Below are 26,172 nucleotides of genomic sequence, written 5' to 3'. Positions count from 1 at the left end.
CCTTCTTGGGCTTCCGGCTCTGGGCGGCTTCCATCCTGGCCGCGCGAGGCCCTTCCCCGAGCCACCACCCTGCGGCTACCGTGCGGCCCCCGAGCGCGCACAGGCGGGCCCGCTCTCCTTCGCCCCCCATCTCCGTTCCGCCCGCCCGAGGTCCCCCCGCATGTCCCGCGCCACCCCTGACTTCGATCCCTCGACCGTCGACGTGGAGGCCTTCCTGGCCGACATCCGCGCCTTGCGCGATGAGATCGACGCCTCCGTCAGCGAGGCGGACCTCGCCCACCTGCGGAAGATCGAGAACTGGGGCCGCGCCGCCTCCGTGCTCGGCCTGGCCACCTGCTGGGTGATGCCCAACCCGCTGAGCGCCGCCGCCATGGGGCTCGGCCGCTCCACCCGCTGGCTGCTCATGCACCACGTGGGTCACCGCGGCTACGACCGCGTCCCCGGTGCCCCCGTCGAGCGCACCAGCAAGGGCTTCGCCAAGGGCAATCGCCGCTTCCTCGACTGGCTCGATTGGATCCTCCCCGAGGCCTGGGTCTACGAGCACAACGTCCTCCACCACTCGCACACCGGCGAGGACGCGGATCCGGATCTCCTCGAGCGCAACGCCGAGGGCTCCCTCCGCAACCCCAACCGCCCGCTCGCCCTGCGCTACCTCCAGCTCGCCCTGCTCGCCATCACCTGGCGCGCCAGCTACTACTCCCCCGAGACGCTCGCCTCGCTCCGCCGCAAGCACCGCCCCAACGGGCCCCTCACCCGCGAGGAGTGGCGCGAGGTGCTGCTCAGCGGCTACGCCCCCTACGTCCTCTGGAACTTCGCCGTCCTCCCCGCGCTCTTCCTGCCCCTGAGCGCCTGGGCCGGCTTCAGCGCCCTGTGCAACTCGCTCATGGCCGAGGTCATCACCAACGTGCACACCTTCCTCGTCGTGGGGCCCAACCACACCGGCGAGGACCTCTACCGCTTCGACTCCAAGCCCGAGAACAAGGGCGAGCGCTACCTCCAGCAGGTGATCGGCAGCGCCAACTACCGCACCGGGGGAGATCTCAACGACTACCTCCACCTCTGGCTCAACTACCAGATCGAGCACCACATCTTCCCCGACGTCTCCATGCTCCAGTACCAGCGCATGCAGCCCAAGGTGCGCGCGATCTGCGAGAAGCACGGCATCCCCTACGTGCAGGAGAGCGTCTGGACGCGCGCGCGCAAGATGGTGGACATCGTCGTGGGCAAGGCCTCCATGCGGCGGCTCTCCCGCCGTGACGCCGCTCCGGCTGCCGGCCCGCTCCCCGAAGTCGCGTGATAGGGTGACTTCCCGTGCACACCATCTTCGTCATGATCAAGTGTGAGCTGGGGCAGACCTACAAGACCGCGGCGATGATCGCCGACCAGGTCGACGAGGCCTCCGAGGTCTACTCCACCTCCGGGGGCTACGATCTGCTGGCCAGGTTCCACCTCGACAAGGACCAGGACATCGGCCGCTTCGTCACCGAGCGCATCCAGACCCTGCCGGGTGTCAAGGACACCTACACCATCACCACCTTCAAGGCCTTCTGACTTCAAGGCCTTCTGAACCCGGACTTCGGGTGAAGCACGCCGTGTCGGACAAGCTCTCCATTCCCGTGAATCAGGAATTCTGTGGAATGAGCTAAAAATATCGTGCACCATGGATGCCGGAGTTGATAGGGGCCGCTCCCGGGCCCGGGGGGCATCCAAGGAGGCAGCGCACGTGACCACGCCGACCACCCCCATCCGCTTCATGATCTACCCGGCTCTGGGTGACGTGAGGGAGCACGTCCGCGTGGAGCTGTTCGGGCGGGCGTTGTCGGAGCGGCTGGGCCGGACGGTGATGGTGGAGATAGCGCCCACGTACGAGGCGCTGGAGGCGGAGCTGGTGGCGGGCCACGTGGACATGGCGTGGGCCACGGCCGAGCAGTGTGATGCCATCGCGCCGAGGGCGAGGGCGGTGCTGCGCGCGGTGCGCTCGGGGAGCTACCACTACCACTCGGCGCTGGTGTGCCGCGCGGACGAGCCGCTCACCCTGGAGACGCTCCAGGGCAAGCGCGTGGCCTGGGTGGCGCCGCGCTCCACCGGGGGGCACCTGCTGCCGGTGCGCTACCTGGAGTCGCGGGGGCTGCGCACGAACGAGCTCTTCTCCCAGCAGCGCTTCTGGGGCACCTACCGCAAGGCGATCCACGCGGTGCTGACCGGAGAGGCGGACGTGACGGCCATCTACTCCAACCACGCGGACGAGCATGCCATGCGCGCCACCCTGGCCACCTACGTGGGGGCGGAGGATGAGCCCCGGCTGATGACGTTCGCCTTCACCGCGCCCACGCTGGCCGATGGCATCGTCCTCACCCGGCGCCTGTCCGAGCCGGACGTCGCCTCGCTGGTGTCCGTCCTCACGCGGATGAACACGGATGGCTCCGGCCTGGAGATGCTGATGGGGCCGTTCCGGGTGGAGGGTTTCGTCCTGCCGTCGGAGGGGCGGGAGCAGGCCCCGGTGCCGCGCAAGTCCCGGAGCGCCGAGTACGTGGTGGCGGAGCTGGACGGAGAGGATCGGTGCCACCGGTTGTGGTCACCCACGGGCAGGGCCTTTGGCCGGGACGTGAGCGGCGCCGAGGGGCGCACGCTGACGGAGGTGTTGGGGGCTGAGGCGGCCGAGCCGTTGCTGTCGCTGATGTGCGCGGTGCGCCATGGCGGGGCGGACGGACGGCAGGAGTACCGGTTGGAGGTGGAGGGCGAGACGCGCTGGTACGCGGCGGAGGTCACCCCGTGCGCGCCGGTGCCTGGCGAGACGCGGCAGCGCCTGGGGTTGATGGTGCGCGACGTGTCGGGGATGCGCGCGCTGGAGGAGCCCATGTACCGGCTGGCCTCCTTCCCGCTGCTGCACCCGGAGCCGTTGCTGGAGCTGAGCATGGAGGGCGAGCTGCGCTACGCCAACCCGGCCGCGCACAGGGCCTTCCCGGAGATGGTGGTGCAGGGAGGGCGGCACCCGCTGGTGCAGGCGGCGCTGCAGTGGTCCTGGCGGGGTGCGCCCGCGGGCGAGCCCGCTCCCCTGGTTCAGCTGGCGGGCCACTACTGGGAGCTGACGGTGGAGCAGTTGTCGGATCCCGCGGGCCTGCGGGTGTTCGCCCGGGACGTGACGCTGCGCAAGCAGATGGAGACGCGGCTCCTCCAGGCGGATCGGCTCTCGGCGCTGGGCTCGTTGGCGGCGGCGGTGGGGCACGAGATGAACAACCCGCTGGCCTTCATGCTGGCCAACCTCTCCTACGCGCGCGAGGAGCTGGAGCGCATGGGCGAGTCGCTGCGCGGCCAGGGCGCGGCGGTATCCGAGGAGCTGGACGAGGTGATGGAGGCCCTGTCCGAGACGTCCGAGGGGGCGCTGCGGCTCAAGCATATTGTCCAGGATCTCCGGACGCTCTCTCGCAAGCCGCCGGAGCACCAGGCGCGGGTGGAGCTGCAGCCGGTGCTGGAGAACGCGTTGAAGCTCATCCGCGGCCAGGTGAGCCAGCGGGCCCGGCTGGAGCGGGACTTCTTCGAGTTGCCCGCGGTGGACGCGGACGAGGCCCGGCTCACCCAGCTCTTCCTCAACCTGCTGCTCAACGCGGTGCAGTCGATGAACCCCGCGGACGCCGCGCGCAACGTGCTGCGGGTGGCCGCCTACACCAGCGAGGATGGCGAGGCGGTGGTGGAGGTCCAGGACACGGGCAAGGGACTGGCGCCCGATGCGCTCTCCCGCATCTTCGAGCCCTTCGTCGCCACGGTGCCCGGCAGCTCGGGGCTGGGGCTGTCGGTGAGCCACGCCATCGTCACCAGCCTGGGCGGCACGCTGCGCGCGGAGAGCCGCGAGGGCCGGGGCACTCTCATCACCGTCACCCTGCCCGCGGCGGCCGAGGTCTCCCAGCCCCGTCAGCAGGTGCGGCTGGCCGCCGGGTAGGGTGTTGGCCGCGGCCTACGGGCCCGGCGTCCCCTGTAGGCTCGAGTCTACAGCTCACCGGCACCACGTGGTGACGCAGACCTTGTTGCGGCAGGCACCCGTGGGGCCGCAGTCTCCGTCCGCCAGGCAGCTCCCTCCCGGGGTGACGTACTGCTGGCAGACGAGCTGGAGGAAGGCACCGAAGGCGCACCGGCTCCCCATGCACATGGCCAGCTCCTTCGTGCCATCCGGGTCATAACAGGTCTGTCCGAGCTCCCTCCAGGGACGGCAGCGCGCCGTGGCGGCCTCGCAGTAGAGCAGGCCGCCACACTCGGAGGCTCCGGGCGTGCAGGACTCGTCCAGCCCCCGGGCCGGGCGGCACTCGCGCGGGGCGTCCGGGCCCGCGTCCACGTTGAGCTTCACGCAGGCCATGCCGGGCTCGCACTCGTCGGCGCTCTTGCACGTACCGGACGCCTTGCGCGCGACGCACCGGTTGTCCACGCACGCGGCGTTGGCCTCCGGCGCGCAGCGGATGCCCCAGGCGCAGGACTCGCCCAGGTTCGCGTGCGCGCGGCACACGTTGAGCGAGCAGGTGGAGCCGGGCTGGCACGGGACGCCGCCGTCACACCCGCTCCCCGCGGGCACGTAGCGCTTGCACACCCCCGAGGCGCAGCCGGCGCTCGTGTCGCACCAGCCGCCCTGGCAGTCCAGGTTGCTGCCACACGGGTTGCCTTCCGCCACCTGGGATTCCAGGGCCTCGCAGCGCGCCAGCAGGTTGCCCTGGCTGAAGTCATCGAGCGTCATCGCGCCACAGGGCAGGTCGCGCAGTTGGCGCACGCAGGCGCCGAACCGCTCCGGGACGAAGGCCTGCCGGCCCCCCTCGACGCTCGCCACCACCGAGGCGCACACCGACTCCGCGTCCGCCAGCCGCGGGTAGCTCTCCGGGGTCTTCCCGCCGTAACACTGGTCCGCGCGCCGGGCGAGCGTCTCCATCGCCGTGCGGCAGGACTCGAGCAGGTGCTCCCCGGAGCGGGCGCCCGCCACGCACTGCCCCTCGGGAGTGCAGCGCTGGGCACTCGGGCACTGCAGGTCGTCCTGGCACGGCGCGCCCGTCACCTGCACGCTACAGCCCGCCAGGGCCATCATCACCACCGTCAGCCACGCGCGCACGTCAGAAGCTCCCCTCGAAGTAGAACAGGGCCGTGCCCGCCAGCAGGGCCACGCCCGCGGTACCGGTGAGGATGTTGGAGGCCCTCGCCCGGCCCAGGGCCGAGTCGTGCAGCTGTTGCGCCTCGGCGCGCTCGTGCGGCCGGGCCAGCAGCTCCCTCGAGTCCGAGCGCGCCAGCAGACCGAGCGTCACCGCCCCCACCGCCGCCGCGCCCGCCGCGCTCGCCGCCACCCACGTCCAGACGCGCCGCCGTGGTTGGCCCGGCTGGAGCTTGCCCGCCACGCCGCTCTTCGGGAGGGGCGTGAGCATCAGTTGCAGCTCGAGGGGCTCGCCGGGCCGCAGCTCCACGTCGCGCCGCAGCGGCTGGTAGCCCTCGTGGGTCACCTCGAGCCGGTGCGGGCCCACCACCAGCTTGTCGCTCCAGGGCGTCACCCCGCGCGCCTCGCCGTCCACCTGCACCCGTGCACCCGACGGCTCGCTGGAGACGGTCACCTGGGGACGGCGCTCCTCCTCGTGGCGTTTCTCCAGCCGGGCGATGAGGGACTCGACGAGCGGCCGGTCCTCCGCGCCAGGCACCATGCGCAGGTAGTCGCGGTAGTAGCCGATGGCCCGCTGGAGATCGCCGAGCTTCTCGTAGCACTGGCCCAGGTTGTAGAGCACCACGCCGTTGGCGAGCGTCTGGTAGGCGGCCTCGAAGGCGGCGGCGGCCTCGGCGTAGCGGCCCTCCTGGTAGAGGGTGGTACCGCGCTCGAAGTGCTTGCGAGCGGCGGCGCGGGCGGCTCCGGGCTCGGCGGCGCTCGCCCCCGTACCTCCCAGGGCGAGCAGCAGCGCGACGAGGAGCGCCGGGAAGGACATGCGGCGGTGGCGGGTGGTCATCGTCGATTCAGAAGGGGTTGGGCTTGAGGTCCTGGACCTTGTCCTGGGCCTTACCGGGCCGGGGCTTGTCGGGCTTCACGCGCGGCGGCTGCTTCTTCGGCGGGGCTTCGGGTTGCTCGCCCTCGGGCGGGCGTTCGGCCGGAGCCGGCGTGGGAGCGGACTCCTTCGGGATTTCGGCTACGGGAGCGGGGGCCTCCACCGGTGAGGAGACGGCGGGGGGCTCCACGGCCGGAGTGCGTGAGGTGGCCGCCCAGAGTCCCATGCCGCCGAGGAGCAGCAGTGTGCCCACGCCTCCCACGAGGAGCCCTCCGCGCCTGGCACGGTGGACCGCCTCCAGGTTCTGGGTGGACACGACGATGGGCTCGATGGGCTCGGCCACGGCGGGCGGGAGCGCGGGCACGCGGCTGGTGGCCATGGCCGGCGTGAGCTGGAGGGGCACGCGGCCCGGGACGAGCGCCTCCAGGCCGGCGCGGAACGCCTCCAGGGTGGGGCGCGCGGCCGGGTCCTTGGCGAGCGCGCTCAGCACCAGCACGTCCAGCTCCGGCGGCAGGCCGAGGTCCGGGCGGCGCCGGCTGGGGGGCTCGGCGGTGGCCTCCAGGTGCTGCAACAGGGTGGCGAAGGTGTTGTCCCCGCGGAAGGGCAGCGTACCGGTGCAGACCTCGTAGGTGAGCACTCCCACCGAGTACACATCCGCCCGGGCATCCACCGGCCCACCCGCCGCCTGCTCCGGGGCCATGTAGTTGGCGGTGCCGAGGATGGCGCCCGCCTCGGTGAGCCCGCTGGCCGGCTGCCCCTGCATCACCTTGGAGATGCCGAAGTCCACCACCTTGACGAAGTCCGCCTGCTCCTGCCGCCGCGGCAGCATCACGTTCTGTGGCTTCACGTCCCGGTGGACGATGCCTCGCGCGTGCGCCGCCTCGAGCGCCCGGCACACCTGCGTCAGGATCGGCACCGCGCGCCACAGCGGGAGGGAGCGCTCGCGCAGCAGCAGCGCGCCGAGGCTCTCTCCCTCCAGCAACTCCATGACGTAGAAGAGCTCGCCGGTGGGGGTGCGGCCCAGGTCCGTCACGTTGACGATGTGCTCGTGGCCGATCTGGCTGGCGGCGATGGCCTCCTGCTCGAAGCGGCGGGTGAAGGTGGGATCCCTCGACAGCTCGCCGCGCAGCAGCTTCACCGCCACGCTCTTGCGCAGGCCCAGGTGCTCGGCGAGGTACACCACGCCCATGCCTCCCGCGCCGAGCTGGGACAGCAACCGGTAGCGGCCCTCCAGCACGGCGGGCAGCAGCGCCGCGCCGTCACGGGGGCAGTACGAGACGTCCTCCGCGTACTCGCTCTGGCACGTCGGGCAGCGCGGCATGGCACCCGGTTTCATATCAGCGCACCGCGTGCTTGCGGAGCAGCTTGATGACGTGGGCGCGGTCCACCTCGGCCTCGCGCGCCATCTGGCTCACGTTGCCGCCCGAGGCCGCCAGGCGCTGGCGCAGGTACGTCTCCTCGAAGTGGGTGAGCCACGCCTCCTTCGCCTCCTTGTAGGGCAGGTCCACGCGCACGGTGGGAGTCCCGGCCGCCGCGGCCGGGGCACTGGCCGCCTGGAGGAACGAGGCATCCAGCGCGCCGGAGAGGGCCACGCTGCGCTCGACGAAGTTACGCAGCTCGCGCACGTTGCCGCGCCAGGGCAGGGTGGAGAGCTGGTGCAGCGTCTCGGGGCCGGGCGCGGTGAAGGGCCGCGGCGGCAGGCCGAGCGAGCGGAACGTCTCCGCCCACAGGTGCTCCAGCAGGTGCGGCAGATCCTCCAGGTGCGCGCGCAGCGGCGGCACGCGCACCATGCCCACGGCGAGACGGAAGTACAGGTCCTCGCGGAACTGCCCGCGGTTGACGGCCTCGCGCAAATCCCGGTGCGTGGCGGCCACGAAGCGCACGTCCACGCTCCGGTACCCATCCGCGCCCACGCGCTTCACCTGCCGGCGCTCCAGCGCGCGCAGCAGCTTGGGCTGCACGGCCAGGGGCAGCTCGCCCAGCTCGTCCAGGAAGAGGGTGCCCCCGTTGGAGGCCTCGAAGGCGCCCCGGCGCTCGTGGGTGGCACCGGTGAAGGCGCCCTTCTCGTGGCCGAAGAGCTCGCTCTCCACCAGCTCGGCGGGGATGGAGCCGCAGTCCACCACCACGAAGGGGCCCGAGGCCCGCGGGCTCGCCTGGTGGAGCGCCTCGGCCACCCGCTCCTTGCCCGTGCCGCTCTCGCCCTCGACGAGCACGGTGGCATCCGTGGCGGCCAGGCGCGCCAGTTGGGCGAACAGGGCCCGCATCACCGCGCTCTCGCCCACCAGCCCGCCGAAGCGGGGCTCGGGGTGCAGGGGCAGCACGTCCCGCGTGGCCACCAGGGAGAAGCGCACCGTGGTGCCGCCGAAGGCCAGCGTGGAGCCGTCCGCCACGTAGGCGTCCTGCACGCGCACGTGGTCCACCCGCGTGCCGTTGGTGCTGCCCAGATCCTTCACCCGGTAGCCACCGCGCTCGCGCACCAGCTCGGCGTGGAAGCGAGACACGGTGGCGTCGGAGAGCGCCAGATCATTTCCCGGAGCCGAGCCGATGGTGAGCTTCTCGGCGGAGCTGCTCACCGTGGTGCCCGCGTCCGGACCGGCCGATACCTCGAGGTTCACCCTCCGGAAGGAGAGCCCGCTGGCCGGTTCCTGCGCGGGGATGAGCTCGGTACGCCCTGACATGCCCATCGTCCTTAGCACCTTCCGTCCGGAGAGGGCACGCGGCGAGGAAGCGCGGTCCCGCCGGCGTCACGTCTCCTCGTCTCCCCGGCCTTCGAGCAGGGCGGCGGAGAACGGGCTCGCGGCCCGTTTCTCGGAAACCGAGGTCCCCGGTTCTCGCCCGGCGGCGAGTGTCTCCGCCACCAGCGCGGCCACGTGCCAGGGCTGCTCCGCTCCCCCGCCGGTGTCCACGTCCAGCAGGGCACGCGCCATGTCTCCCGCGGAGGCGAAGCGCTCGGTGGGGTGGGGGCGCAGGGCGCGTTGGACGACGCCCGCGAGGGCGGGGCCGGCCCGTTGCAACAGGTGCTCCGCGGGCTCCAGGCGCGCGTCCCGCACGGCGAGCAGCAGTTGCGCGTCCGTGGCCGCGGCGAAGGGGCTGCGGCCCACCACCGCCTCGTACAGCAGCACCCCGAGCGAGAAGAGATCGGCCCGCGCGTCCAGGGGGCCGCCACGCAGATGCTCGGGAGACATGTAGCGCAGCGTGCCGCGCGTGCTGCCGGGCGCGGTGCGCGAGGGCGTGCGCAGCCCCTTGGCGATGCCGAAGTCCCCCAGCTTCACGTCGCCGGTATGCCCCAGCAGCACGTTGGCGGGGCTCACGTCCCGGTGGACCAGCCCCAGCCACTCGCCTCGGGTGTCGCGCAGGCCATGCACGTGCTCCAGCGCGCGCAGCAGGCACAGGCCCAGGTGCCGCACGAGCGCCGGGGCCAGCGGTCCCCGCGTGGCGAGCGCCCGGGCCAGATCCACTCCCTCCACGTACTCCAGCACCAGGTAGGGCGCGCCCGCCTCCTGCCCGAAGTCCAGCACCGAGACGACGTGCGCGTGGCCGAAGGCGGCCATCAGCCGCGCCTCCTGGGCGAACATCTGCCGGTAGGCCTCTTGTCCCGCCAGCTCCGGCAACAATCGTTTGACCACCACCGGCTTCTCGAAGCCCTCGGGCCCGGGCAGGACGCCGAGGAACACCTCCGCCATTCCTCCTCGCGCCAGGCGGGACATCAGCCGGTAGCGGCCCACCGTGCCCGCCTCTCGTCCCTGCGTCATGGCGCCAACATAGCGGGCTCTCCACCCCCTCGCCCCGGTCACTTCTGGAGCGTATGAGCTGTTCAGCTAGGGTAGAAAGTGCCGTTGTCTCCACATGCCTGTTCCCGTGCTCACCCCCTCCCTCAGCGACTTCGTCGACAAGCTGTTGGTGCTCGAGCTCTCCCTGCGGCAGCCGGGCTCGGTCGCGGACGGGCAGGGTTTTCTCGAGAAGCTGCTCATCACCGTGGACACCGCGCCCGTGCTGCTGTCGTACGTGGACAGCGCCGGGCGTTACCGCTTCTGCAACCAGGCGTACGAGCGGTGGTTCGGGGAGAAGCGCGAGTTCATCGTCGGCAAGGCCATGCCCGAGGTCCTCGGCGAGGCCGCGTACGCGAGCATCCAGGAGGCCGTCCAGTCGGCGCTGTCGGGGCGGCGGGTGCACTTCGAGCGCGTGGTGCGCTACCGCTCCGGAGGCTCCCGCATGGTGCGCGCGGACTACGTGCCGCACGTGCTGCCGGATGGGCGGGTGGCCGGCTTCGTGGCCATGGTGGAGGACATCACCGAGCTGCGCCGGAGCGAGCAGCAACGACGTGCCCACCTGCGCGTGGAGCGGCTGTACGCCGTGTCGTCGGCGCTCTCCCAGGCGCTGCTGCCCGAGGAGGTGGCCCAGGTGGCCGTGCGAGAGGGGGCCTCGGCGCTCGAGGCCCTCTCGGCCTCGCTCGTGCTGGTGGACGCGGAGGGCACCTCCTTCGAGCTGAGCGCGGCCCATGGCTTCCCCGAGGGGGTGCTGGACGAGCGCTGGCGGCGCTTCCCGCTCGGCACACCGCTGATGTACCGCGAGGCCGTCCGCACCGGCCGGTCCGTGCTGTACGGGAACCTGGAGGCCTTCCTGCGCGACTACCCGGAGCAGGCGGGCTCTCCGGCGCTCCTGGGGCGTGCGTTCGTGGCGCTGCCGCTGCGCGTGCAGGGGAGCGTCATCGGCGCGTTCGGCTTCAGCTTCGAGCACGAGCGGGAGTTCTCCCCCGAGGAGCTCCAGTTCATGGAAGCGCTCGGGCAGCAGTGCGCCGTGGCCATCGAGCGCGCGCGCCTCTATGCGGCCGAGCGCCAGGCACGTGCCGAGGCCGAGCAGCTGAGGGATCGGCTCGCCGCCGAGAGCACCCTGCTGGAGACCGTGCTGAAGCAGTTGCCGGTGGGCGTCGTCATCGCCGAGCCCGGGGGCCGGCTCGTGCGGAGCAGCGCGGCGATCGAGACCATCTGGGGCCACGCCTTCGTGCCGTCGACGGGTATTTCGGAATACGGCGCCTACCAGGGCTATCACCCGGACGGGCGGCCCTATGCCCCCGAGGACTGGCCCCTGGCGCGCTCGCTGCTCCACGGTGAGACGGTGGTGCGCGAGCCGGTGACGATCATCCGTCCGGACGCTTCCCGCCGGCAGATCGACGTGAGCTCCACCCTGGTGCGCGATGCCGCGGGGCGTCCGGTGGCCGGTGTGGTGGTGAGCACCGACGTCACCCAGCACCACGAGCTCCGGGAGGCGCTGCGCCGCGAGGGGGAGGTGCGCGAGCGGCTGCTCGGCATCGTCAGCCATGATCTGCGCAACCCCCTGCAGGCCATCTCCACCGCCAGCCACCTGTTGCTGAGCTCCCTCGCGCCCCTCACGGCCTCGCAGCGCAAGTGGGTGTCACGCATCCGCACGAGTGTGCTGCGGATGGATCGCCTCATCCGGGATCTGCTCGACTTCGTGCGGATCCGCCAGGGCGGGACGCTCCCCATCCAGCGCCAGCCGATGAGCCTGGAGGAGGTGGGCCGCGCCGCCGTGGACGAGCTGCTGGCGGCCCACCCCCAGCGCCAGCTGCTGCTCGAGGCTCGCGGGGAGACGGGCGGGGAGTGGGATCCGGAGCGGTTGATCCAACTGCTGGGCAACCTGCTGTCCAATGCCCTGACCCATGGGGCGGAGGGGGCCCCCATCCAGGTCCGCGTCAACGGCGAGGGCGCCCAGGTGGTGCTCGAGGTGGCCAATCAGGGCATCCCCATCCCGCCGGAGTTGCTGCCCCGCATCTTCGAGCCCTTCACGCGCGCGAGCGGGGGAGGCAACGCCCTCAAGGGCGTGGGGCTCGGCCTGTTCATCGTGCACGAGATCGTCGCCGCGCACGGCGGCCACATCGACGTGAGCTCCTCGCGGGAGGCGGGCACCGTGTTCCGGGTGAGGCTTCCCCGGGTGCCGCTCGCCTGAGGTGCGCCCTCAGTCCCAGGAGAAGGTCACCTCGTTGTCGAGCGGTCCGATCTGCCGTCCGGACACCCGCCCGTTCTGGATGCCCAGCGTGCGGAACAGGCCCAGCAGCCCGCCCTCGTGGTTGAGGTAGAGGAGGAAGTCCCGCTTCGTGGTGAGCACGCCGCTCCTCGGCCCCGTCCAGTGCACCACCGCCTCGCCGAAGCTCGACGCCGCCCGGTACGCCACCGGCATGTTGTTGAGCAACTGTCTCGGGCCTTCCTTGGTCAGCAGCATGAAGGCCTTGCCCACCACCGAGCCCAGGAACCCGGGAGCAATCCCCCCGCCGATGCGCCGGACCGCGTTGTCGAAGCCGCCGTGCTTCTCGCCCAGCAGCCACGCCGCGCTGTACTGCAACCGCAGGTACTCGCTGACGGGGTAGGTGAAGAAGCTCTTGTAGACCTTCTCCTTGAGTGGCTCGAGGCAGCGCTCCAACGCCTCCTCACCCAGGTCCGCGCGCAACACGTCCAGCGTGGTGTGGAAGGACATGCCCCGCACGGTGTCCGCGGGGGTGGCCAGTGCCAGCCTCCGATTCAGCTCCAGCTCCGTTCCGAGGCCGGATTCAACGCTCGTGGAGGTCTGACCATCACTCATCCGAAGCGCTCCCCCATCTCTCGTCTGGACGGAAGAGTGTAGCTTATCTGGAATGGCCCTGGCCACGGCCCCCGGTACGAAGTCAGGGCCCCGGTGGGTTGGGGCTCAACCGAGCACGGCGTCGCGGACCTCCTGGAGATCGCCGAACACGTAGCGCCGCCGCTGCCCGTCATGGCCCAGCCACCGCTGGAGGAGCACGAGGTAGGCCTTGGCCTCGGGAGGCTGGCCGGGTTGGAGGACGAGCTTGAGGTGGTTGATGCGCCGCAGGAAGACGGGGAGGGCCTTGGGGCCGAGCGAGGCGGCGAGCGCCCGCAGGTTGCCAGGGAGGGCCTCGGGGTGTGCGCGCAGGTGCGTATGCCCCAGCCACGCCACGAGCGCGTCGCGCTTGGCGCGCAGGCACAGGCCCTGCTTGACGAGCACGTCCAACAGCGACGCCCAGCGCTCGGAGTCGGCCTCGTGCAGGCTGTCCGAGAGGTGGCACTCCACACCCAGCCTGGGCAGCACGGCCGGGCCCACGTCGAGGCTCAGCGCCATGCGCTCCACCCGGCCGGCCACCGGGGCGAGCAGCGCCTCCACGTCGCGGGTGTCTCCCGGCCAGTCGATGAGGGCCAGGTAGTCGGGCAGGGTGTCGGGCCCCAGGCCCTGGAGACACAACCGCACGCCGTCGAAGCGGCGGGAGAACATGGCGCCCACGGCGGACACGGAGCCCCCGGCGGGCAGGGCCGCCAGACACGCCACCACCCGCTCCCGGACGGCGGGCGCGAGCGGCTCGCCCCACAGCAGTGCCAGGGACTCCTCCATCGCCGCCAGGCGGCGCCAGGCCCGCCGGTCATACTCGATGAAGAAGGAAGGGATGGGCACCGGAGGCGGTGTCTCCTCGACGTCGAACTCCAGGAAGACGTCGCCGAGCTCCTCCTGCAACAAGCTCCCCGGGGTGTCCCAGCGCGCGCCGAAGCGGCGCAGGCGCTCCCAGACGGGGTGGGAGAAGAGCGGGGAGGGCAGGGCGGGGCCCGCGTCCACGCGGCCCGCGAGCAGGGCGCGGCTGCCATCGCTGGCGAGGAAGCGGACGCCGAGGTCGGCCTGGGCCTCCTCCCGGCCCAGCCGGCACTCGAAGCCGGAGGCGGACACGGGTGGCATCAGGCGGGCGAGTTGCTCGAGCCGGGCCAGCGCCGTGGGAGAGATGAGCCGGGGGGAGAGGTGGGGCTCGGCGAGTCTCAGGTACTCATTCAACGTGGTGGACATGGAATCCCCCTGGTTCAGAAAAGACAACGGACGGGCGCTCCGGATGCACCCGTCCGTGGTTACCGCGGGAATGCCTTCCTGGTGTGACTACTCCCAGGCCTGCGTCTTGCTGAGCTCCTGCGCGCCGCCGGAGATGAGATCATCCAGCGCCTCGTCGTTGAGCTCGGTGAGGTTGGCAGTCTGCTCGGCGATGTTCTCGTTCATCATGGCATTGCCCTCCCTTGGGTGTGGAACCCCAGACAAGACTCATCATCCGTCCGGGGGCTCCCGGCGGCGGGTCATCCCCGTCGTCGGCAGCGATTGAGAATGTAGAGATTGGCATTTCCAAAGTCAAATCAATCGGAGCCACCGGTGCACAAGGGATTGATGTCTTTGATTGGGTGTGAAAGATCCATGGGCGCGCGAACGGGGAAGCTGGGTGAGGTGGAATGTCAGGGTTTGCCACGCCAGCCGGAGCGCGAGGTGGAGAGAAGGTCGGCCAGGGCCGACACCACCGTGGCGGTGGTGAAGAGCCGGTTTCTGTCCGTCAGCACCGGTAGGAGGAGACACCCCTCGGGATCCTCCCAGGGCGCGTGCTCCTCGGGGCGGGGCATCCGCATGATGGGCACGTTCGCCCAGCTCCCATCCGGCTGCTGGGTCCGCAGCAACCACTGGAGGCCGGCGTCGATCGCGGCACCGTGTCGCGGATGACCCCCATCGAGCAGCAGCACCGAGAGGGAGAGCGCGGTGTGGAAGGCGGCGGCCTCGCTCCCCGTGCCGTTGCCCCAGCCTCCACCGGGTTGCCGCGCACCCAGCACCCACTGGGCGGCGCGCGCCACCGGTCCGCTCTCTCCCAGGAGGAACAGCAACCGCGCCGCGTGCGCGGTGGTGTACGTGCGGCCGTGCCACCAATAGCCATCCCAGAATCCCTCGGGGGACTGAGTGTCTCGCAACAGGCGGGCGCAGGCCTCGAGGACGGGGCGGTGGCGGGGATCTCCCGCGGCGTGCAGGGCCACTGCCGCCAGCGCGGTGACACACAGGTGGATGTCACACCAACTGCTGCCCGGGTAGCTGGCCCAGCCGTTCAGCGAGGGCCGCTCGGCGGGGCGGTAGGTGCGGAAGCCGCTCCCGGGCTCGTCCCAATAATGAAGCAATCGCGCGCGGGCCTCCCCGAGCGCCGCGTCCCATTCCGGCTCGCCCCGCCCATGCGAGAGGAAGCGCACCACATTGGCGGTGGAGTCCGCGTCCGCCGGCGTCGCCAGGCTGAAACCCCACCCACCCCCGGGGTGCGAATGACTCATCAACCAGTCCCGCGCGGGCGCCAGCGTGGCCGGGCCCGCCCCCGCCCGGGCCAGCGCCTCGCCGACATACGCCGTCACCCATTGCGAGCTGATGACATCCCGGTCTCCCACCACGAAGCGGAAGCGGAAATCCAACCAGCGTCCATCCACCGTCCGCGCCTTCTCCAGGAAGCGCACGGCCCTCGCGAGCGCCTCGGTGACAGCGGACTCCCCTGTGTCCTCGTGTTCCAGGATTGCCTGCATCGGTCCCTCCCCGTGTGCCGTACGTGCAAGTCCTTACATGCGATGGGTCAACCCATGATGGATATCGGCCTTCCTCCGGGGCTGCTCCTGCTTGTTTGGGATTGTGCTGGAGGGCGATGATTCCTCTCGAACCGAGACAGGATTCATCGGGAGGTGGGAGTTCCCGGGAGTCCTCCGAGCCCCTGTTCCCCGCCGCCCCGTGACCCTTAAACTGGCCCCGCGTCACGGAGACGCGCGTGAGAGGTGTGCATGCGGCGCGGATGGGTCATCGGAGTGGGAGCGGGACTGCTGGTCCTGCTGCTGTGGCTCGTCTGGCGGCCCGGAACGGCGCCGGAGTCCAACGCTCGGGCCGCGGCCCCATCGAGGAGTCCCCAGGTGGAGCGGACCCAGGCCGCTCCGAGCCTCTGGTCCAGTGCCACGCCGATTGAGCCGCGGGGCACGTTGTCCATTCAGGGCCAGGTGGTGGGTCCCTGGGGACTGGTGCCCGGGGCGGTCGTCGTCGCCCTCGCGCCCGTGCCCCGGGGGTTGCCCACCCTGCCTTCTCCCTGGAGGTCCTGGCGGGATCATGGGTTCATGTCGCCGTGCGCGCTGAGCAGGGACGCGCTGCCCCTGGACCTGGCGGCGGAGTTCCGGGGATGGCAGGTGCCGCTGGCTCGCACGACCACCGATGCCCAGGGCCAGTTCCGCCTCGAGGGACTGAAAGGGGGCGCCGTCACGCTCTGGGCCGAGAGCGGGGAGGGCATCGGCCTGCGGACGGAGGTGGCCGCCGGCAGCGTGGACGTCGAGGTTCCGCTGGGCCCCGGAAGGACGTTCTCCGGCGAGGTGTACGACGAGCAGGGCAGGCCGATCGCGGGAGCGATCGTCACCACCCTCCTGCGGGACGTGGGGCACTTCGTCGAGGCCTCCACGAACGCGGAGGGCCGGTTCCTGCTCGGTCCGCTCCCGTGGGGAAGCTACGACGTCCTCGTCTCGAAAGAGGGCCTGGTGCCCGTCCGGCTGTCGTCCTCCATGTTGGGGCGGGTGACGTTGCCGACGCCCCTGCGGCTCTCTGGACAGGTGGTGGACGCGCGGGGCGCGGTTTCGGGCGTCACCGTCGAGGTCGAGGGTGGTTCGCGCGTGGCGCCGGCGGTCACGGATGTGAAGGGACAGTTCCTTCTGGAGGGGTTGTGTCCGGGACGGCATGTGCTGACGGCCAGTCTCGCGGAGCGCTACTCCCAGCAGGAGGTATCCCTGGAGCCGCGGGGGGAGCGGGAGTCCGTCGTGCTGCTCCTGGAGAACCGCCTGCGGGTGAGCGGGCGAGTCGTGGACACGTCGGGCCAGCCCATCCCGGACGCCGCGGTGATCGCCTTGTCGGAGGCCCTGCGGTGGCGCGACGAGGTTCGCACGGACGCGCGGGGCGGCTTCCTGTTCGATCGGTTCGTCCCGGGAACGCACAAGTTGGTGCTCAATTCGGCGCGCCATGAGGTGCTGGAGGTGCCGCCGCGTGAGTTCGTGGAGTCGCAGGAGTTGCCTCCGTTCACCATGAAGGATCGGGAGGTGCACCCCCGGGCCGCGGTCGGGGATTCCACCCTCGAGGTCGAATGGGTGGACGCGGTGGGGCGGCCCGTGCCCCAGGCCCCCGTCCATCTCTCCAGTCAGAACAGTCGCCCAGGGAGCGGGAGCACGGTCACCACCGGTATGGACGGCCTGGCCGTCTTCCAGGGTCTCTTGTCCGGGAGCTACGTCGTGATGCCACGGGCCCGGGAGCAGTGGTTGCGCTACGCACCGGTGCAAGTGGAGTTGCGGAGCACGGAGACGCGGAGGATCCGCCTCCAATCCGAGGAGGGATGGAACCTCTCGGGCCAGATCGTGGATGACGGGGGGAAGCCCCTCGCGGGCGCCATCCTCGTGGCGTCGGGGATGGCCAGGCACGGAGCGCCGCTGGCGGACGCGTCCTCGGGACGTCTCCGGAGGAGCTCCGTCGAGGGGGTCTCCGGGCCGGAGGGAGCGTTCACGCTGGCCGGCCTGCCAGAGGGCCCGTGCACCCTCCGGGTCAGCCTGCGTGGGTATGCGCTCGATGCCAGTGCCTCGAGTGGCCTGGACGGGAGCACCACCAAGCCCGGGTCGAAGTGGCCAGCCCGGAGCGCTCGTTCAGCGCCGGGGCGGAGTCCACCACGTACACGCTGCCGGATGGGAGCTTCTCCGTGGAAGGTGTGAAGGCCGGGAGGAAGACGGTCCGGGTGAGCCATCCGGACTGGCCGCCAACACAGGTGGTGCTCGCGGAGGCGCAGCGGGAAGTGACGGTGGAGCTCGAGCCTGGAGCCACGCTGGAGGGGCGGGTCGAGTCGGCCGGTGCTCCGGTGCGGTCGGGCTTCGTGCGGCTCCGCCCGGAGCAGGGGGAGGTCACCACCCGGGGCTTCGGCGAGGGGCGGTACTCCCTGCGAGCCATCCCCGCGGGCCGCTACCTGGTCCAGGTGGAGGGGCAATCCGAGGACGGGGTGGTATCGCGGTTCCCGATGCGGCAGGTGACGCTGTCCCGGGGCGACAAGGTGACGCTGGACTTCACCGAGCGGAGCGAGGGCACGCTCCTGGAGGTGCATGTGCCGGAGCGGAACCTCGAGGTCCATCTGATTCCGGGAAACATGCCGCTCATGGGTCCCAGGGACGGTCTGTTCTTGAAGCTCGGCAGTGGCCTCATGGGGAAGACGGTGCGCGAGGGAGTCCGGAGCTTCCCGCGGCTGCCGGCTGGCAACTACACGCTCTTCGCCATGCGGCGGGGCGAGGACTCCACCGAGGTCCATCGCGAGGAGCTGGAGCTCCCCGCCGAAGGTGATGTCTCCTTCACGCTCCTGCCGGTGTGGACCTACTACGACGATTAGGGCCTGAGGGCGGACTGGGCGAACGCGGCGGCGGGAAGGGCCAGACACCTCCACAGCGGCATCATCTTCCAGGACATGCGATATCTCCTTTTCCCCCAAGGTGCTTCCCGCACGTGTTGGGAAGATGAACGGATTGTTGCGAAACATTGACGGTGCCCTGGAGCCGCCCATGAACCTGTTGCCCTCCGCCTGTCTCGCCGTGTTGCTCGCCCTCGCGCCCGCCGTCCACGCCGCGCCACCGAAGAAGGCGGCGAAACCGGAACCGGCCAGACTGGTGCGCGTGGTGCTCCAGACGGAGAAGGGTGAGATCGAGCTGGAGCTCGACGAGGCCCATGCGCCCCAGACGGTGCGCAACTTCCTCTTCTACGTGGACGGGGGCTTCTTCGACGGCGGGCTCTTCCACCGCACGGTGAAGCCCGACAACCAGCCGAACAACAAGGTGAAGATCGAGGTCATCCAGGGCGGCATCAACCCCGCCCGTGAGTCCGAGCAGCGCCCGCCGATCGCGCTGGAGCGCACGAGCGTGACGGGGCTGAAACACAAGGACGGCACGCTCTCCATGGCGCGCGACACGCCGGACACCGCGGTGTCGGACTTCTTCGTCTGCATCGGCGACCAGCCCGAGTTGGATTTCGGCGGCAAGCGCAACCCGGATGGCCAGGGCTTCGCCGCTTTCGGCCGGGTGGTGAAGGGCATGGACGTGGTCCGGGCCATCCAGCGGGCGCCGGCGGAAGGGCAGAAGCTCACTCCTCCAGTGAAGATCCAACGCGCCGCGCGCAAGCCCTAGGAGGGGACGAGGAGCGGATCGCTCCTTTGGATACGAGGAGTGCTCCTCGCGCGGGGAGGGAATATTTGGAGCACCCATGGGCCTTCAGGGGACTCCACTCCACCTGGGGCATGCCTTACGGTTGCCCGTCCCCATGCCGCCCTTCTCGACACCTCGAGCTTCCCTGGCCCGTTCGACGCTCATCAAGATGGGTGCGCGTATCGCGGCCGTCATCCTGCTGAGCACGCTCTTCAGCTACTTCCACATGCTCCACACCCTGCGCGCCGAGGCCCTCGTGCAGTTGGAGCAGCATGTCTCGGAGCGCGGCCAGCGCGAGGAGTCCATCTTCCTGCTGGCGCAGGACAACCATGCCTTCCTCTCGAAGGCCCTGGTGGAGCGCATCCGGGACCTGTCCCACGAGGATCCGAGCGCCCGGTTCGACGAACTGTTCGTACGGATGCCAGACGGCTCGGTCCGCAACCGTCCCGAGGGTTTCGACGGCACGCGGATGGTGCAGGTCTTCATTCCACCACAGGTGGTGCTCGATACCGCCTTCCGTACCCGGCTGCTGGCCGCGTACGACGTGCTGCGCTGGTACTCGCCCGCCCTCCATGTCCGCTTCGTGACGACCTTCATGATCCTGCCGGAGGGGGTGATCATGGGCTACGCGCCGGATCTCCCCAGGTGGACCCGGGACCTCGATGCCAGCTACCCGGCCACCGCCGCGGAGTACTTCACCATCAGCCGGCCCGAGCACAACCCCCGGAGGCAGACGGCCTGGACCGGTGTTTTCCAGGAAGTGCTCTCCCGGACGTGGTTGGCCGCGGTCTCCACGCCGGTGGACCTCGACGGCCGCCATATCGCGACCATCGGCCACTCCGTCTTCCTCAACGAGCTGATGGCCCGCACCCGCAACGAACACCTGCCCGGTGCCTACAACATCCTCTTCCGCGACGATGGCCAGCTCATCGCTCATCCCTCGCTGAAGCAGAATGGCTCCGGGACGGCCTACAACATCCTGAGCACCGCCGGACAGCCCGGCGCCGAGGCCAGTCATCTGGGCTCCCAGGAGGAGGAGGCCCGGCTGCGCGACCTCTTCGAGTGGGCGAGGGCCCGCGAGCCCGGCCAGACCGTGCTGGAGCTGCCGGAGACCGGCGAGTACGTCGCCGTGACGCGGTTGCGGGGACCTGGCTGGAACTTCGCCACGGTGTTGCCCGGGCACGTGGTGTCCCGGCCCGCCTTCCAGGCCGCGCGGATCGTGCTGCTGCTCGGCGTGGTGTCCCTGCTGTTGGAGCTGGCCATCATGTATTGGGTGCTCCAGCGGCAGATCACCCGCCCGTTGGTGGCCTTCACCGAGGCCACCGACAAGGTGGCGGCCGGTGACTTCCAGGTGGGGCTGGACACCTCACGTGGTGACGAGCTGGGGCAGTTGGCGCGGGCCTTCCAATTGATGGCCGGCGAGGTCCAGCGGCGCGAGGAAGCCCTGCGCGAGGCCAACGAAGGGCTGGAGCTCCGGGTGGAGGAGCGCACCCGCGAGCTCAAGGAAGTCCACCTGGAGCTGGTGCAGACGGCCCGGCGCGCGGGCATGGCGGAGATCGCCACCAACGTGCTGCACAACGTGGGCAACGTGCTCAACAGCGTCTACACCTCGGCCCAGCTGGCCAGGGAGCGGATGGGCGGCATGCGGCTGGAGCAGGTGGGCCGGGTGGCGGAGCTGCTCGAGGAGCGCCGGACGGAGCTCTCGACCTTCCTCACCCAGGACGAGCGCGGGAAGAACGTGCTGCCCTTCCTGAGCCGGCTGGGGGCGAACCTGCTCGAGGAGCGCCAGCGGATCACCACGCTGCTCGACGACGTGGGCCGGTACACCGAGCACGTGGGCGACATCGTCAAGGTGCAGCAGAACTACGCCCGCACCCCGCGGATCCAGGAGCCGGTCCAACTGGCGGGGTTGGTGGAGGACGCGCTGCGCATCAACGAGGCCGGGCTCCTGCGCCATCAGGTGAAGGTGCAGCGGCACCTGGCAGAGCTCCCACCGGTGCTGGCCGACAAGCACAAGGCGTTGATGATCCTGGTCAACCTGGTCAGCAACGCCAAGTACGCCATGGACGCGGTGCCCGCGGGGGAGCGGATCGTGACGGTCACGTTGGAGCGCACCGCCAACGAGCAGGTCCGCATCGCCATCCACGACAACGGCATGGGCATCGCGCCGGAGATGCTCAACCGGATCTTCCAATACGGCTTCACCACGCGGGATGAGGGGCATGGCTTCGGTCTGCACTCCAGCGCGCTGGCGGCCCAGGAGATGGGAGGCTCGCTGACCGTGCACAGCGATGGACCGGGCAAGGGAGCGACCTTCACCCTGGAGCTGCCGTACGTCCTGGCGGTGGAGGCCGCGTAAGTCTTACCGGCTTCGGGGCCGGTGGTGCCCACGGCCACGAGATAAGCCCTTGAAATGACACGCACCTGCTCCGGAGGTCCTGCTGGCACGCGGGATGCTCTAGCTCCTGCACGAGAAGTCAGCGGGGCAGGGCGGTTGGGGTGGTCGGGGTCGGTGGGGTGGTCGGGGTAGGACGGGCGGGTCGGTCGGGGTTGGGCGGGTCGGTGGGGTGGTTGGGGTAGGACGGGCGGGACGGTGGGGTTGGGCGGGACGGTGGGGTAGGACGGGCGGGACGGTCGGGGTTGGGCGGGTTGGGGTTGGGTGGGCTGAGACAGGACGGGCAGTACGGGGGTTGGGAAGTCTTTGGGGAGGGGCTGCCGTGGGGGCGGCTCCTCCCCGGTTCTTTTTCCACTTCGCTACGGGCGGAAGCGGACCACCTCGATGCCCTTGTCCGTCCCCACGGCGAAGCGGCACCCGGCGGGGTCCAGTGCGAGCGGCGGCTGTGGCGGGAGGTGGCGGATGATGCTGCTGCCCTGCGTCCCCGTGGCGAGCCCGGGCCAGCGCTCCACGACACGGCCGGTGGAGAGCTCGATGAGCTTGGGGTGCTCGAAGAATCCCACCGCGTGGTTCTCCATCACCATGAGGGCCCCCACGGGCTCCGTCAGGGGCACCATGGACAGGAAGCGCCGATCGGTGAGTGAGTACACCCCGAGGCCTCCGGCGTCCTCCGGCCGATCCTCCTGCGAGGGCAGCACCGCATCCCAGTCCACGCCGGAACACCAGATGACGAGCGTGTCCCGCGCTCCGAGCGCCGCCGTGTGGATTTCGAGGAACGACTCGCCCAGCTCGAGGTCCTGAGGCCGGTCCAACGACTCGGGCTGCTCGAGCGCCCGGTTCACGTCGAATGCACAGGCCGTATCCACGGGATGCCAGATCCATCCCGCGCTGAGCAGGTAGCGCCCATCACGGCTGAACTGGAGCCGGGAGTGGAAGATGTCGGGGGAGTCGCCGCCCCGCCGGGTGAGCCGCTCTCCGGTCTCGGCGTCCTCTATCTCCAGACGGCAATACTCGTCGGGACAGTGGGCCAGGAGCGTGCGGCCGTTCGGCAGGGTATGGAGGGCGATGGGATATTCGTAGGCATCCGCGTGGTAGTAGCTGCGGTTGAGCTCACGCACCTGCTTCCCGTCGCGCAACAGGATGGCCTTGGTCCCGAGCTTCTCGTGGACGGCGGCGTACCGGCCGTCCTGGGACGACACCGCGGCGTCGAAGCGGTAGCCGTACCGGATGGACGGATCGGCGACGCTTCCGTCCAACCCGTAGCGGATGCCGCCGGAGACCCAATCCATGAGCGCGTCACCGCTCCAGCAGAGGGACTCGGGAGTAGAGGGAGCCGTGGAAATGACGAGATGTTCAGCTTTCATGGGGCCCGGGACGAGGGGAGGCCTGGGAACCTGACACGCGAGGAACCGTCACCAACCGCCGTACGGGACGGTGAGGGCCTCCATGTAGTGGCCCGAGGGATCCTGGAAGTAGACCCCGCGGCCCCCGTCGTTGGTGTTGATCTCATTGCGGCGATGGCCGCGCGGGTCGGCCCAGTGTTCGATTCCGCGGGAGCGGATCTTGTCGATCAGGGAGTCGAACACGTCCTCCGAAACGAGGAAGGCGTAGTGCTGACCGACGAAGTCGTCCTTGGTTTCGATGTAGTCGATCGTCGCCCCATCCGACAGCTTGACCACCAGGAAGTGCCCGAGGGGTTTCGGCTCGGGGAGCCCGAGGAGCTCGGCGAGAAAATTCGCGGAACGCGCCTTGTCCTTCGCGGCGACGATCGTGTGATTGAAACGGACGCTCATGGGTGGGTCCTCCAGGGGCCAGAGGATGTTCACGTGGCGGATTTCGAGGCAAGCTGAGGCAGGAACCCGTCAGGAGGAACGTTCGAAATCATGGGTCAAATCGATCCCAACCGTATCCGCGGCCTCGCGAATCACACCCTGGAGAAGGCGCTCTCGAAGAGCGCGACGGAGCCGTTGTCGCTCGAATCCCTCTCGAATGCGTCGCTCACCGAGTCGCCCGTCGAAGGTTCGAGTGGTGAGCTACGCGCCAGTCTTTCCTTCACGATCCCGAACGATCCCACGCCTCAAGTGGTCGCCGCGAGGACGGATCCCATGCGTCTCGCCTTCGATCAGTTCGCGAGCAGGCTCGGTGTCGAGCACAGCCTGCGTATCGACATGAAAGACCCCTTCACCCTGAGCCTGGTGCTCGTCGCTCAGGGCTCCGAGGAGAAGGTTCGTGCGTTCACCAGGGCCGCCGTCGGGTTCCTGCGGGAGTGACGTCGTGGTTCCTGGGGCGTACGGCCCTATGTTCATCCGCCTCGAGCAACGGAGGCATGGGCCGAGAAGATCGTCCGCAGGCCGGCGATGAGCGCGTTGCCGGGATGGGGCTCGCCCAGCGTGTCCAGCGCGGCGTGCAGCGCGCCAAAGAGTGCGCTCGCATGATGGCTGTTCGGATTGTCCCTGTTGAGACGCCTGGCGAGTTGCTCGCTCTGCTTCTCGAACTTCGTCAGCGCCTCATCGTACGGCGCCGCCGTGGGGATGTTGATGCGGAGGAGCAGTCCCAGGAGCGCGATGACCTCCGTGAAATCGTAGCGCCGCGCCTTGAAGTCGTAGAAGTCCTCGAGATGAATCTCGTCGGTACTGAACCAGAAGCCGATGTGGTCGACAGCCCACTGAGCGCTGTCCTCCACGGCCACGCTCATCTGCGTGTGGAGCTCCGGGTCGACCTGCGTCACGAGGGAGCGCTGGACGGTGAGTTTTCGCAGCGAGGTGCTGTCGAAGCGCCGCGCCGGCAGCGTGCGCAGTAACGTCCCACGGAAGGTCAGCTCCTCGAGCTTCGGCAGACGCGTGAGCACCTCGGGGAAGTCCCACATCAACTCGACCTTCTGCCAGCCGCCGAAGGAGGCCCGGACATAGGAGTACGGGTTGTTGGTGAGCTCCACCGTGCGCAGCTCGACGCACCGGGCGAGGGACTCCGGGAGACGCCAGACGCAGTTGGCCTCGAGGTCCAGGTAGCGGAGCTTCGTCAGCTCGCCGATGGACTCGGGCAGCGTCTGCAGGCCATTACCTTGGAGACGGAGCTCGCGAAGCTCCGTGAGGAGTCCGAGTTCCTCGGGCAATGTCCGGAGCTTGTTGCGCGTGAGGTCGAGCTTCTCGAGGCGCCGGAAGAGGAAGAGCTCTTCCGGCAATGACGTGAGGGCCTTACCTGCCAGCGACAGGCTCTTCACCTTGTCGGGGTCCTCGAGCTTCTTGGCGATGAGCTTCCGGAATGCGCTCCGGACGCTGATGAACTCGGGTTGGGAGATGGGCTTGCCGGCCGCCAGGAGTTCTCGAGCCTTGCCGAGATCGACATGATCGTCCTTCACCACCGCCGGAACGAATACGCCCTTCGCCTCGTAGGGGTCTTGCCTGTCCTCGGCGCCGCCCGAGACGGCGAAGACCTTCGCGCCCCATCCGAGGTACCGGTGCGCGTCGAGCCGGCCCTCCGCCGTGATGGAGTGCTCGGCGGCGATGGTGCGGGCCACGAGGTTGCCGCCGGCCACGAAGCTGCCGTGGTTGTAGACGCCGACCATGTCCCCAGTCGTGACGTTCCCGTTGACCCGGATCCGTGCGCCGCCAACCGCGATTCCCCGCGCGATGAGATCGCCATGGACCTGCAGGAATGGCCCGAAGTCGTCCTCGAAATTGAGGAGGCAGCCCTCGATGGTCAGGTTGCCACGGACGATGAGCCCGGCGAAGGGAGGCTCGTTCTCGTTGGCCAGGGCGAGGATGCCGCTGCGGTAGTCGAGCCACAGATTGTGGGGCATGACGACATCCCCGGTGAGCACCAGGACGCGATCGCTCTCGCCCTCGGAGTTGCTGGGGACCTTCACCTCGTCCTTCACCTGCGACCAGGTGAAGGTCTCGAAGGTGAGCTCGCTGGAGTAATAGCCCTTGTCCACCCTGGCCGCGACAGTCTTCCGGGCGAAGGTCGCCGCTGCCTCCTCCGAGGGAAAGGCCTTGGACTCGCGCTTGCCCGCCGTGCCCACCACCCCGTGATGCAGGTCGAGGCTCGCGCCGCGTTGCTCGTATGACCAGAACTTGAGAACCGCCCCCTCGAGGCCAAGGATCCGCAACTGAGGGCGATGGGGGATCGTCGGGAGCAGGGGTGCACTCATGAGGCCGGGGGAACTACGTCAAAGCGATGACGTCGCGCAATGAAACCGGTTGGTCTCGGGTCTTTACTGCCTCACGAGCCGAAGCTCGATGATGACACCTGGGACGCCGTCGACAAGGCGGCGCCGCTCCTCGACCAGCGCTTCGCGGCGTGGATGAAGAAGTAGACCGGGTCCGCTGAAGCCTTCCTGGACACCCGCGGCGCTCCGCCGCTGACCTGGGGGTCGTGAAGATGTGGGAGAGAATCCAGTCGGACCGGTCGACGTAGCGCAGTGCGCTCCAGCCGCGCGGCGACGAGGGACCCCAGACGGCACCGCCGGTCGGCGCCGAGTTGTCGCGGAACACGTCCTCACCGCCGCCGATCACGGGCGTGGGCACCCCCCAGGCGGGAGAAACCTTGGTGATGCTGTAGCCGACCCACCGGCACTGCTGCGTGCCCGTGGGGCCACAGAGGTCTTGCTTGACCGCCACCTTGATGGCGTAGAGGGCCCCGGGAGATAGCCGCTCGGAACCGCGGTGTTCTGGGCGCAGGGCACACTGCCGATGATGAGCCCCGTGCCATAGGCCGCCGGGCGCTTGAGGCCCGGTGTGTCGTCCCAATCATTGAAGTA

At 69.9% G+C, this 26,172-nt stretch carries 21 protein-coding genes; 10 read left to right on the top strand and 11 right to left on the bottom strand.

All coding sequences use genetic code 11. From position 1 onward, the window contains the following. The first annotated feature begins 160 nt into the window (after positions 1–160). The 3 genes from Q664_RS38515 (at position 161) to Q664_RS38505 (ending at position 3,937) form a co-directional block, all read left to right on the top strand. Positions 161–1,297 (top strand): fatty acid desaturase family protein, encoded by a 1,137-nt coding sequence (locus tag Q664_RS38515; RefSeq protein ID WP_043407766.1) that lies wholly within the window; start codon positions 161–163, stop codon positions 1,295–1,297. Between the two features lie 14 nt (positions 1,298–1,311). Then, complete coding sequence (locus tag Q664_RS38510; RefSeq protein ID WP_043407764.1) at positions 1,312–1,551, top strand: Lrp/AsnC ligand binding domain-containing protein; 240 nt, start codon at positions 1,312–1,314, stop codon at positions 1,549–1,551. 172 nt (positions 1,552–1,723) lie between these two features. Continuing rightward, positions 1,724–3,937: a sensor histidine kinase gene (locus Q664_RS38505; RefSeq protein WP_043407762.1), complete on the top strand. Its 2,214-nt coding sequence runs from the start codon at positions 1,724–1,726 to the stop codon at positions 3,935–3,937. A gap of 54 nt (positions 3,938–3,991) precedes the next feature. Here the strand turns inward: Q664_RS38505 and Q664_RS38500 are convergent, their stop codons facing one another. The 5 genes from Q664_RS38500 to Q664_RS38480 all read right to left on the bottom strand — a co-directional run bounded on the left by Q664_RS38500 (position 3,992) and on the right by Q664_RS38480 (position 9,748). Next, the gene (locus tag Q664_RS38500) at positions 3,992–5,086 is read right to left on the bottom strand and encodes a hypothetical protein (RefSeq protein ID WP_043407759.1); all 1,095 of its coding nucleotides are present in this window, start codon (positions 5,084–5,086) and stop codon (positions 3,992–3,994) included. Position 5,087: 1 nt separating this feature from the next. Continuing rightward, the gene (locus Q664_RS38495) at positions 5,088–5,960 is read right to left on the bottom strand and encodes a PEGA domain-containing protein (protein WP_043407757.1); all 873 of its coding nucleotides are present in this window, start codon (positions 5,958–5,960) and stop codon (positions 5,088–5,090) included. Between the two features lie 7 nt (positions 5,961–5,967). Further along, complete coding sequence (locus Q664_RS38490; protein WP_084610662.1) at positions 5,968–7,332, bottom strand: serine/threonine-protein kinase; 1,365 nt, start codon at positions 7,330–7,332, stop codon at positions 5,968–5,970. 1 nt (position 7,333) lies between these two features. Next, positions 7,334–8,674, bottom strand: coding sequence for a sigma 54-interacting transcriptional regulator (locus Q664_RS38485; protein WP_160174592.1), 1,341 nt, complete (start codon positions 8,672–8,674; stop codon positions 7,334–7,336). 66 nt (positions 8,675–8,740) lie between these two features. Next, positions 8,741–9,748, bottom strand: a complete 1,008-nt coding sequence (locus tag Q664_RS38480) for a serine/threonine-protein kinase (protein WP_052519189.1) — start codon at positions 9,746–9,748, stop codon at positions 8,741–8,743. 106 nt (positions 9,749–9,854) lie between these two features. Between Q664_RS38480 and Q664_RS53210 the strand changes: the two genes are divergently transcribed. Then, entirely contained in the window at positions 9,855–11,960 is a 2,106-nt protein-coding gene (locus Q664_RS53210; RefSeq protein ID WP_052519188.1) for a PAS domain-containing sensor histidine kinase, read from the top strand. A gap of 9 nt (positions 11,961–11,969) precedes the next feature. Here Q664_RS53210 and Q664_RS38470 read toward each other — a convergent pair whose 3' ends face one another. The 3 genes from Q664_RS38470 to Q664_RS38460 all read right to left on the bottom strand — a co-directional run bounded on the left by Q664_RS38470 (position 11,970) and on the right by Q664_RS38460 (position 15,355). After that, positions 11,970–12,590 carry a TIGR02265 family protein gene (locus Q664_RS38470; protein ID WP_043407753.1) on the bottom strand — a complete coding sequence of 207 codons (621 nt, stop codon included), beginning with the start codon at positions 12,588–12,590 and terminating at the stop codon, positions 11,970–11,972. Positions 12,591–12,695: 105 nt separating this feature from the next. Further along, positions 12,696–13,832 (bottom strand): hypothetical protein, encoded by a 1,137-nt coding sequence (locus Q664_RS38465; RefSeq protein ID WP_043407751.1) that lies wholly within the window; start codon positions 13,830–13,832, stop codon positions 12,696–12,698. A 431-nt stretch (positions 13,833–14,263) separates the two neighbouring features. Beyond that, positions 14,264–15,355 (bottom strand): prenyltransferase/squalene oxidase repeat-containing protein, encoded by a 1,092-nt coding sequence (locus tag Q664_RS38460; protein WP_043407748.1) that lies wholly within the window; start codon positions 15,353–15,355, stop codon positions 14,264–14,266. Between the two features lie 249 nt (positions 15,356–15,604). On the opposite strand from Q664_RS38460, the gene Q664_RS38455 reads away from it, so the two are divergent. From Q664_RS38455 to Q664_RS38440, 4 genes are all read left to right on the top strand, one after another. Beyond that, positions 15,605–17,551, top strand: coding sequence for an MSCRAMM family protein (locus tag Q664_RS38455; RefSeq protein WP_043407743.1), 1,947 nt, complete (start codon positions 15,605–15,607; stop codon positions 17,549–17,551). Continuing rightward, positions 17,539–18,213: a carboxypeptidase-like regulatory domain-containing protein gene (locus Q664_RS38450; protein ID WP_160174591.1), complete on the top strand. Its 675-nt coding sequence runs from the start codon at positions 17,539–17,541 to the stop codon at positions 18,211–18,213. Before Q664_RS38455 ends, Q664_RS38450 begins: the two co-directional genes overlap by 13 nt. 169 nt (positions 18,214–18,382) lie before the next feature. Further along, positions 18,383–19,000 (top strand): peptidylprolyl isomerase, encoded by a 618-nt coding sequence (locus Q664_RS38445; RefSeq protein WP_043407739.1) that lies wholly within the window; start codon positions 18,383–18,385, stop codon positions 18,998–19,000. 133 nt (positions 19,001–19,133) lie between these two features. After that, positions 19,134–21,377, top strand: a complete 2,244-nt coding sequence (locus Q664_RS38440) for a sensor histidine kinase (RefSeq protein WP_235217048.1) — start codon at positions 19,134–19,136, stop codon at positions 21,375–21,377. A gap of 395 nt (positions 21,378–21,772) precedes the next feature. Here Q664_RS38440 and Q664_RS38435 read toward each other — a convergent pair whose 3' ends face one another. Together Q664_RS38435 and Q664_RS38430 are read right to left on the bottom strand one after the other, a co-directional pair. Next, on the bottom strand, positions 21,773–22,777 hold the full coding sequence (locus tag Q664_RS38435) for a hypothetical protein (RefSeq protein ID WP_043407733.1): 1,005 nt from the start codon (positions 22,775–22,777) through the stop codon (positions 21,773–21,775). 48 nt (positions 22,778–22,825) lie between these two features. Next, positions 22,826–23,206: a VOC family protein gene (locus Q664_RS38430; RefSeq protein ID WP_043407930.1), complete on the bottom strand. Its 381-nt coding sequence runs from the start codon at positions 23,204–23,206 to the stop codon at positions 22,826–22,828. A gap of 90 nt (positions 23,207–23,296) precedes the next feature. On the opposite strand from Q664_RS38430, the gene Q664_RS38425 reads away from it, so the two are divergent. After that, entirely contained in the window at positions 23,297–23,683 is a 387-nt protein-coding gene (locus tag Q664_RS38425) for a hypothetical protein (RefSeq protein WP_043407731.1), read from the top strand. 32 nt (positions 23,684–23,715) lie between these two features. Here Q664_RS38425 and Q664_RS53205 read toward each other — a convergent pair whose 3' ends face one another. Further along, on the bottom strand, positions 23,716–25,521 hold the full coding sequence (locus tag Q664_RS53205; protein WP_235217047.1) for a leucine-rich repeat domain-containing protein: 1,806 nt from the start codon (positions 25,519–25,521) through the stop codon (positions 23,716–23,718). Between the two features lie 81 nt (positions 25,522–25,602). Between Q664_RS53205 and Q664_RS62400 the strand changes: the two genes are divergently transcribed. After that, positions 25,603–25,728 carry a hypothetical protein gene (locus Q664_RS62400; RefSeq protein WP_268811437.1) on the top strand — a complete coding sequence of 42 codons (126 nt, stop codon included), beginning with the start codon at positions 25,603–25,605 and terminating at the stop codon, positions 25,726–25,728. The last annotated feature ends 444 nt before the right edge of the window (positions 25,729–26,172 follow it).

This window comes from Archangium violaceum Cb vi76 (assembly GCF_000733295.1).
Classification (GTDB): Bacteria; Myxococcota; Myxococcia; order Myxococcales; family Myxococcaceae; genus Archangium; species Archangium violaceum.
Note: the sequence above shows the minus strand (reverse complement) of the source record. Positions and strands in the feature narration are given on the sequence as shown.

Bases quoted from the DNA above. Each gene is read 5' to 3' on its own strand.
- Q664_RS38445 (WP_043407739.1), top strand. From the start codon at position 18,383: ATGAACCTGTTGCCCTCCGCCTGTCTCGCCGTGTTGCTCGCCCTCGCG.
- Q664_RS38495 (WP_043407757.1), bottom strand. From the start codon at position 5,960: ATGACCACCCGCCACCGCCGCATGTCCTTCCCGGCGCTCCTCGTCGCG.
- Q664_RS38455 (WP_043407743.1), top strand. From the start codon at position 15,605: ATGCGGCGCGGATGGGTCATCGGAGTGGGAGCGGGACTGCTGGTCCTG.
- Q664_RS38470 (WP_043407753.1), bottom strand. From the start codon at position 12,590: ATGAGTGATGGTCAGACCTCCACGAGCGTTGAATCCGGCCTCGGAACG.
- Q664_RS38515 (WP_043407766.1), top strand. From the start codon at position 161: ATGTCCCGCGCCACCCCTGACTTCGATCCCTCGACCGTCGACGTGGAG.
- Q664_RS38460 (WP_043407748.1), bottom strand. From the start codon at position 15,355: ATGCAGGCAATCCTGGAACACGAGGACACAGGGGAGTCCGCTGTCACC.
- Q664_RS38440 (WP_235217048.1), top strand. From the start codon at position 19,134: ATGCCGCCCTTCTCGACACCTCGAGCTTCCCTGGCCCGTTCGACGCTC.
- Q664_RS38425 (WP_043407731.1), top strand. From the start codon at position 23,297: ATGGGTCAAATCGATCCCAACCGTATCCGCGGCCTCGCGAATCACACC.
- Q664_RS38490 (WP_084610662.1), bottom strand. From the start codon at position 7,332: ATGAAACCGGGTGCCATGCCGCGCTGCCCGACGTGCCAGAGCGAGTAC.
- Q664_RS38435 (WP_043407733.1), bottom strand. From the start codon at position 22,777: ATGAAAGCTGAACATCTCGTCATTTCCACGGCTCCCTCTACTCCCGAG.
- Q664_RS38485 (WP_160174592.1), bottom strand. From the start codon at position 8,674: ATGTCAGGGCGTACCGAGCTCATCCCCGCGCAGGAACCGGCCAGCGGG.
- Q664_RS62400 (WP_268811437.1), top strand. From the start codon at position 25,603: ATGAAACCGGTTGGTCTCGGGTCTTTACTGCCTCACGAGCCGAAGCTC.
- Q664_RS38480 (WP_052519189.1), bottom strand. From the start codon at position 9,748: ATGACGCAGGGACGAGAGGCGGGCACGGTGGGCCGCTACCGGCTGATG.
- Q664_RS38430 (WP_043407930.1), bottom strand. From the start codon at position 23,206: ATGAGCGTCCGTTTCAATCACACGATCGTCGCCGCGAAGGACAAGGCG.
- Q664_RS38465 (WP_043407751.1), bottom strand. From the start codon at position 13,832: ATGTCCACCACGTTGAATGAGTACCTGAGACTCGCCGAGCCCCACCTC.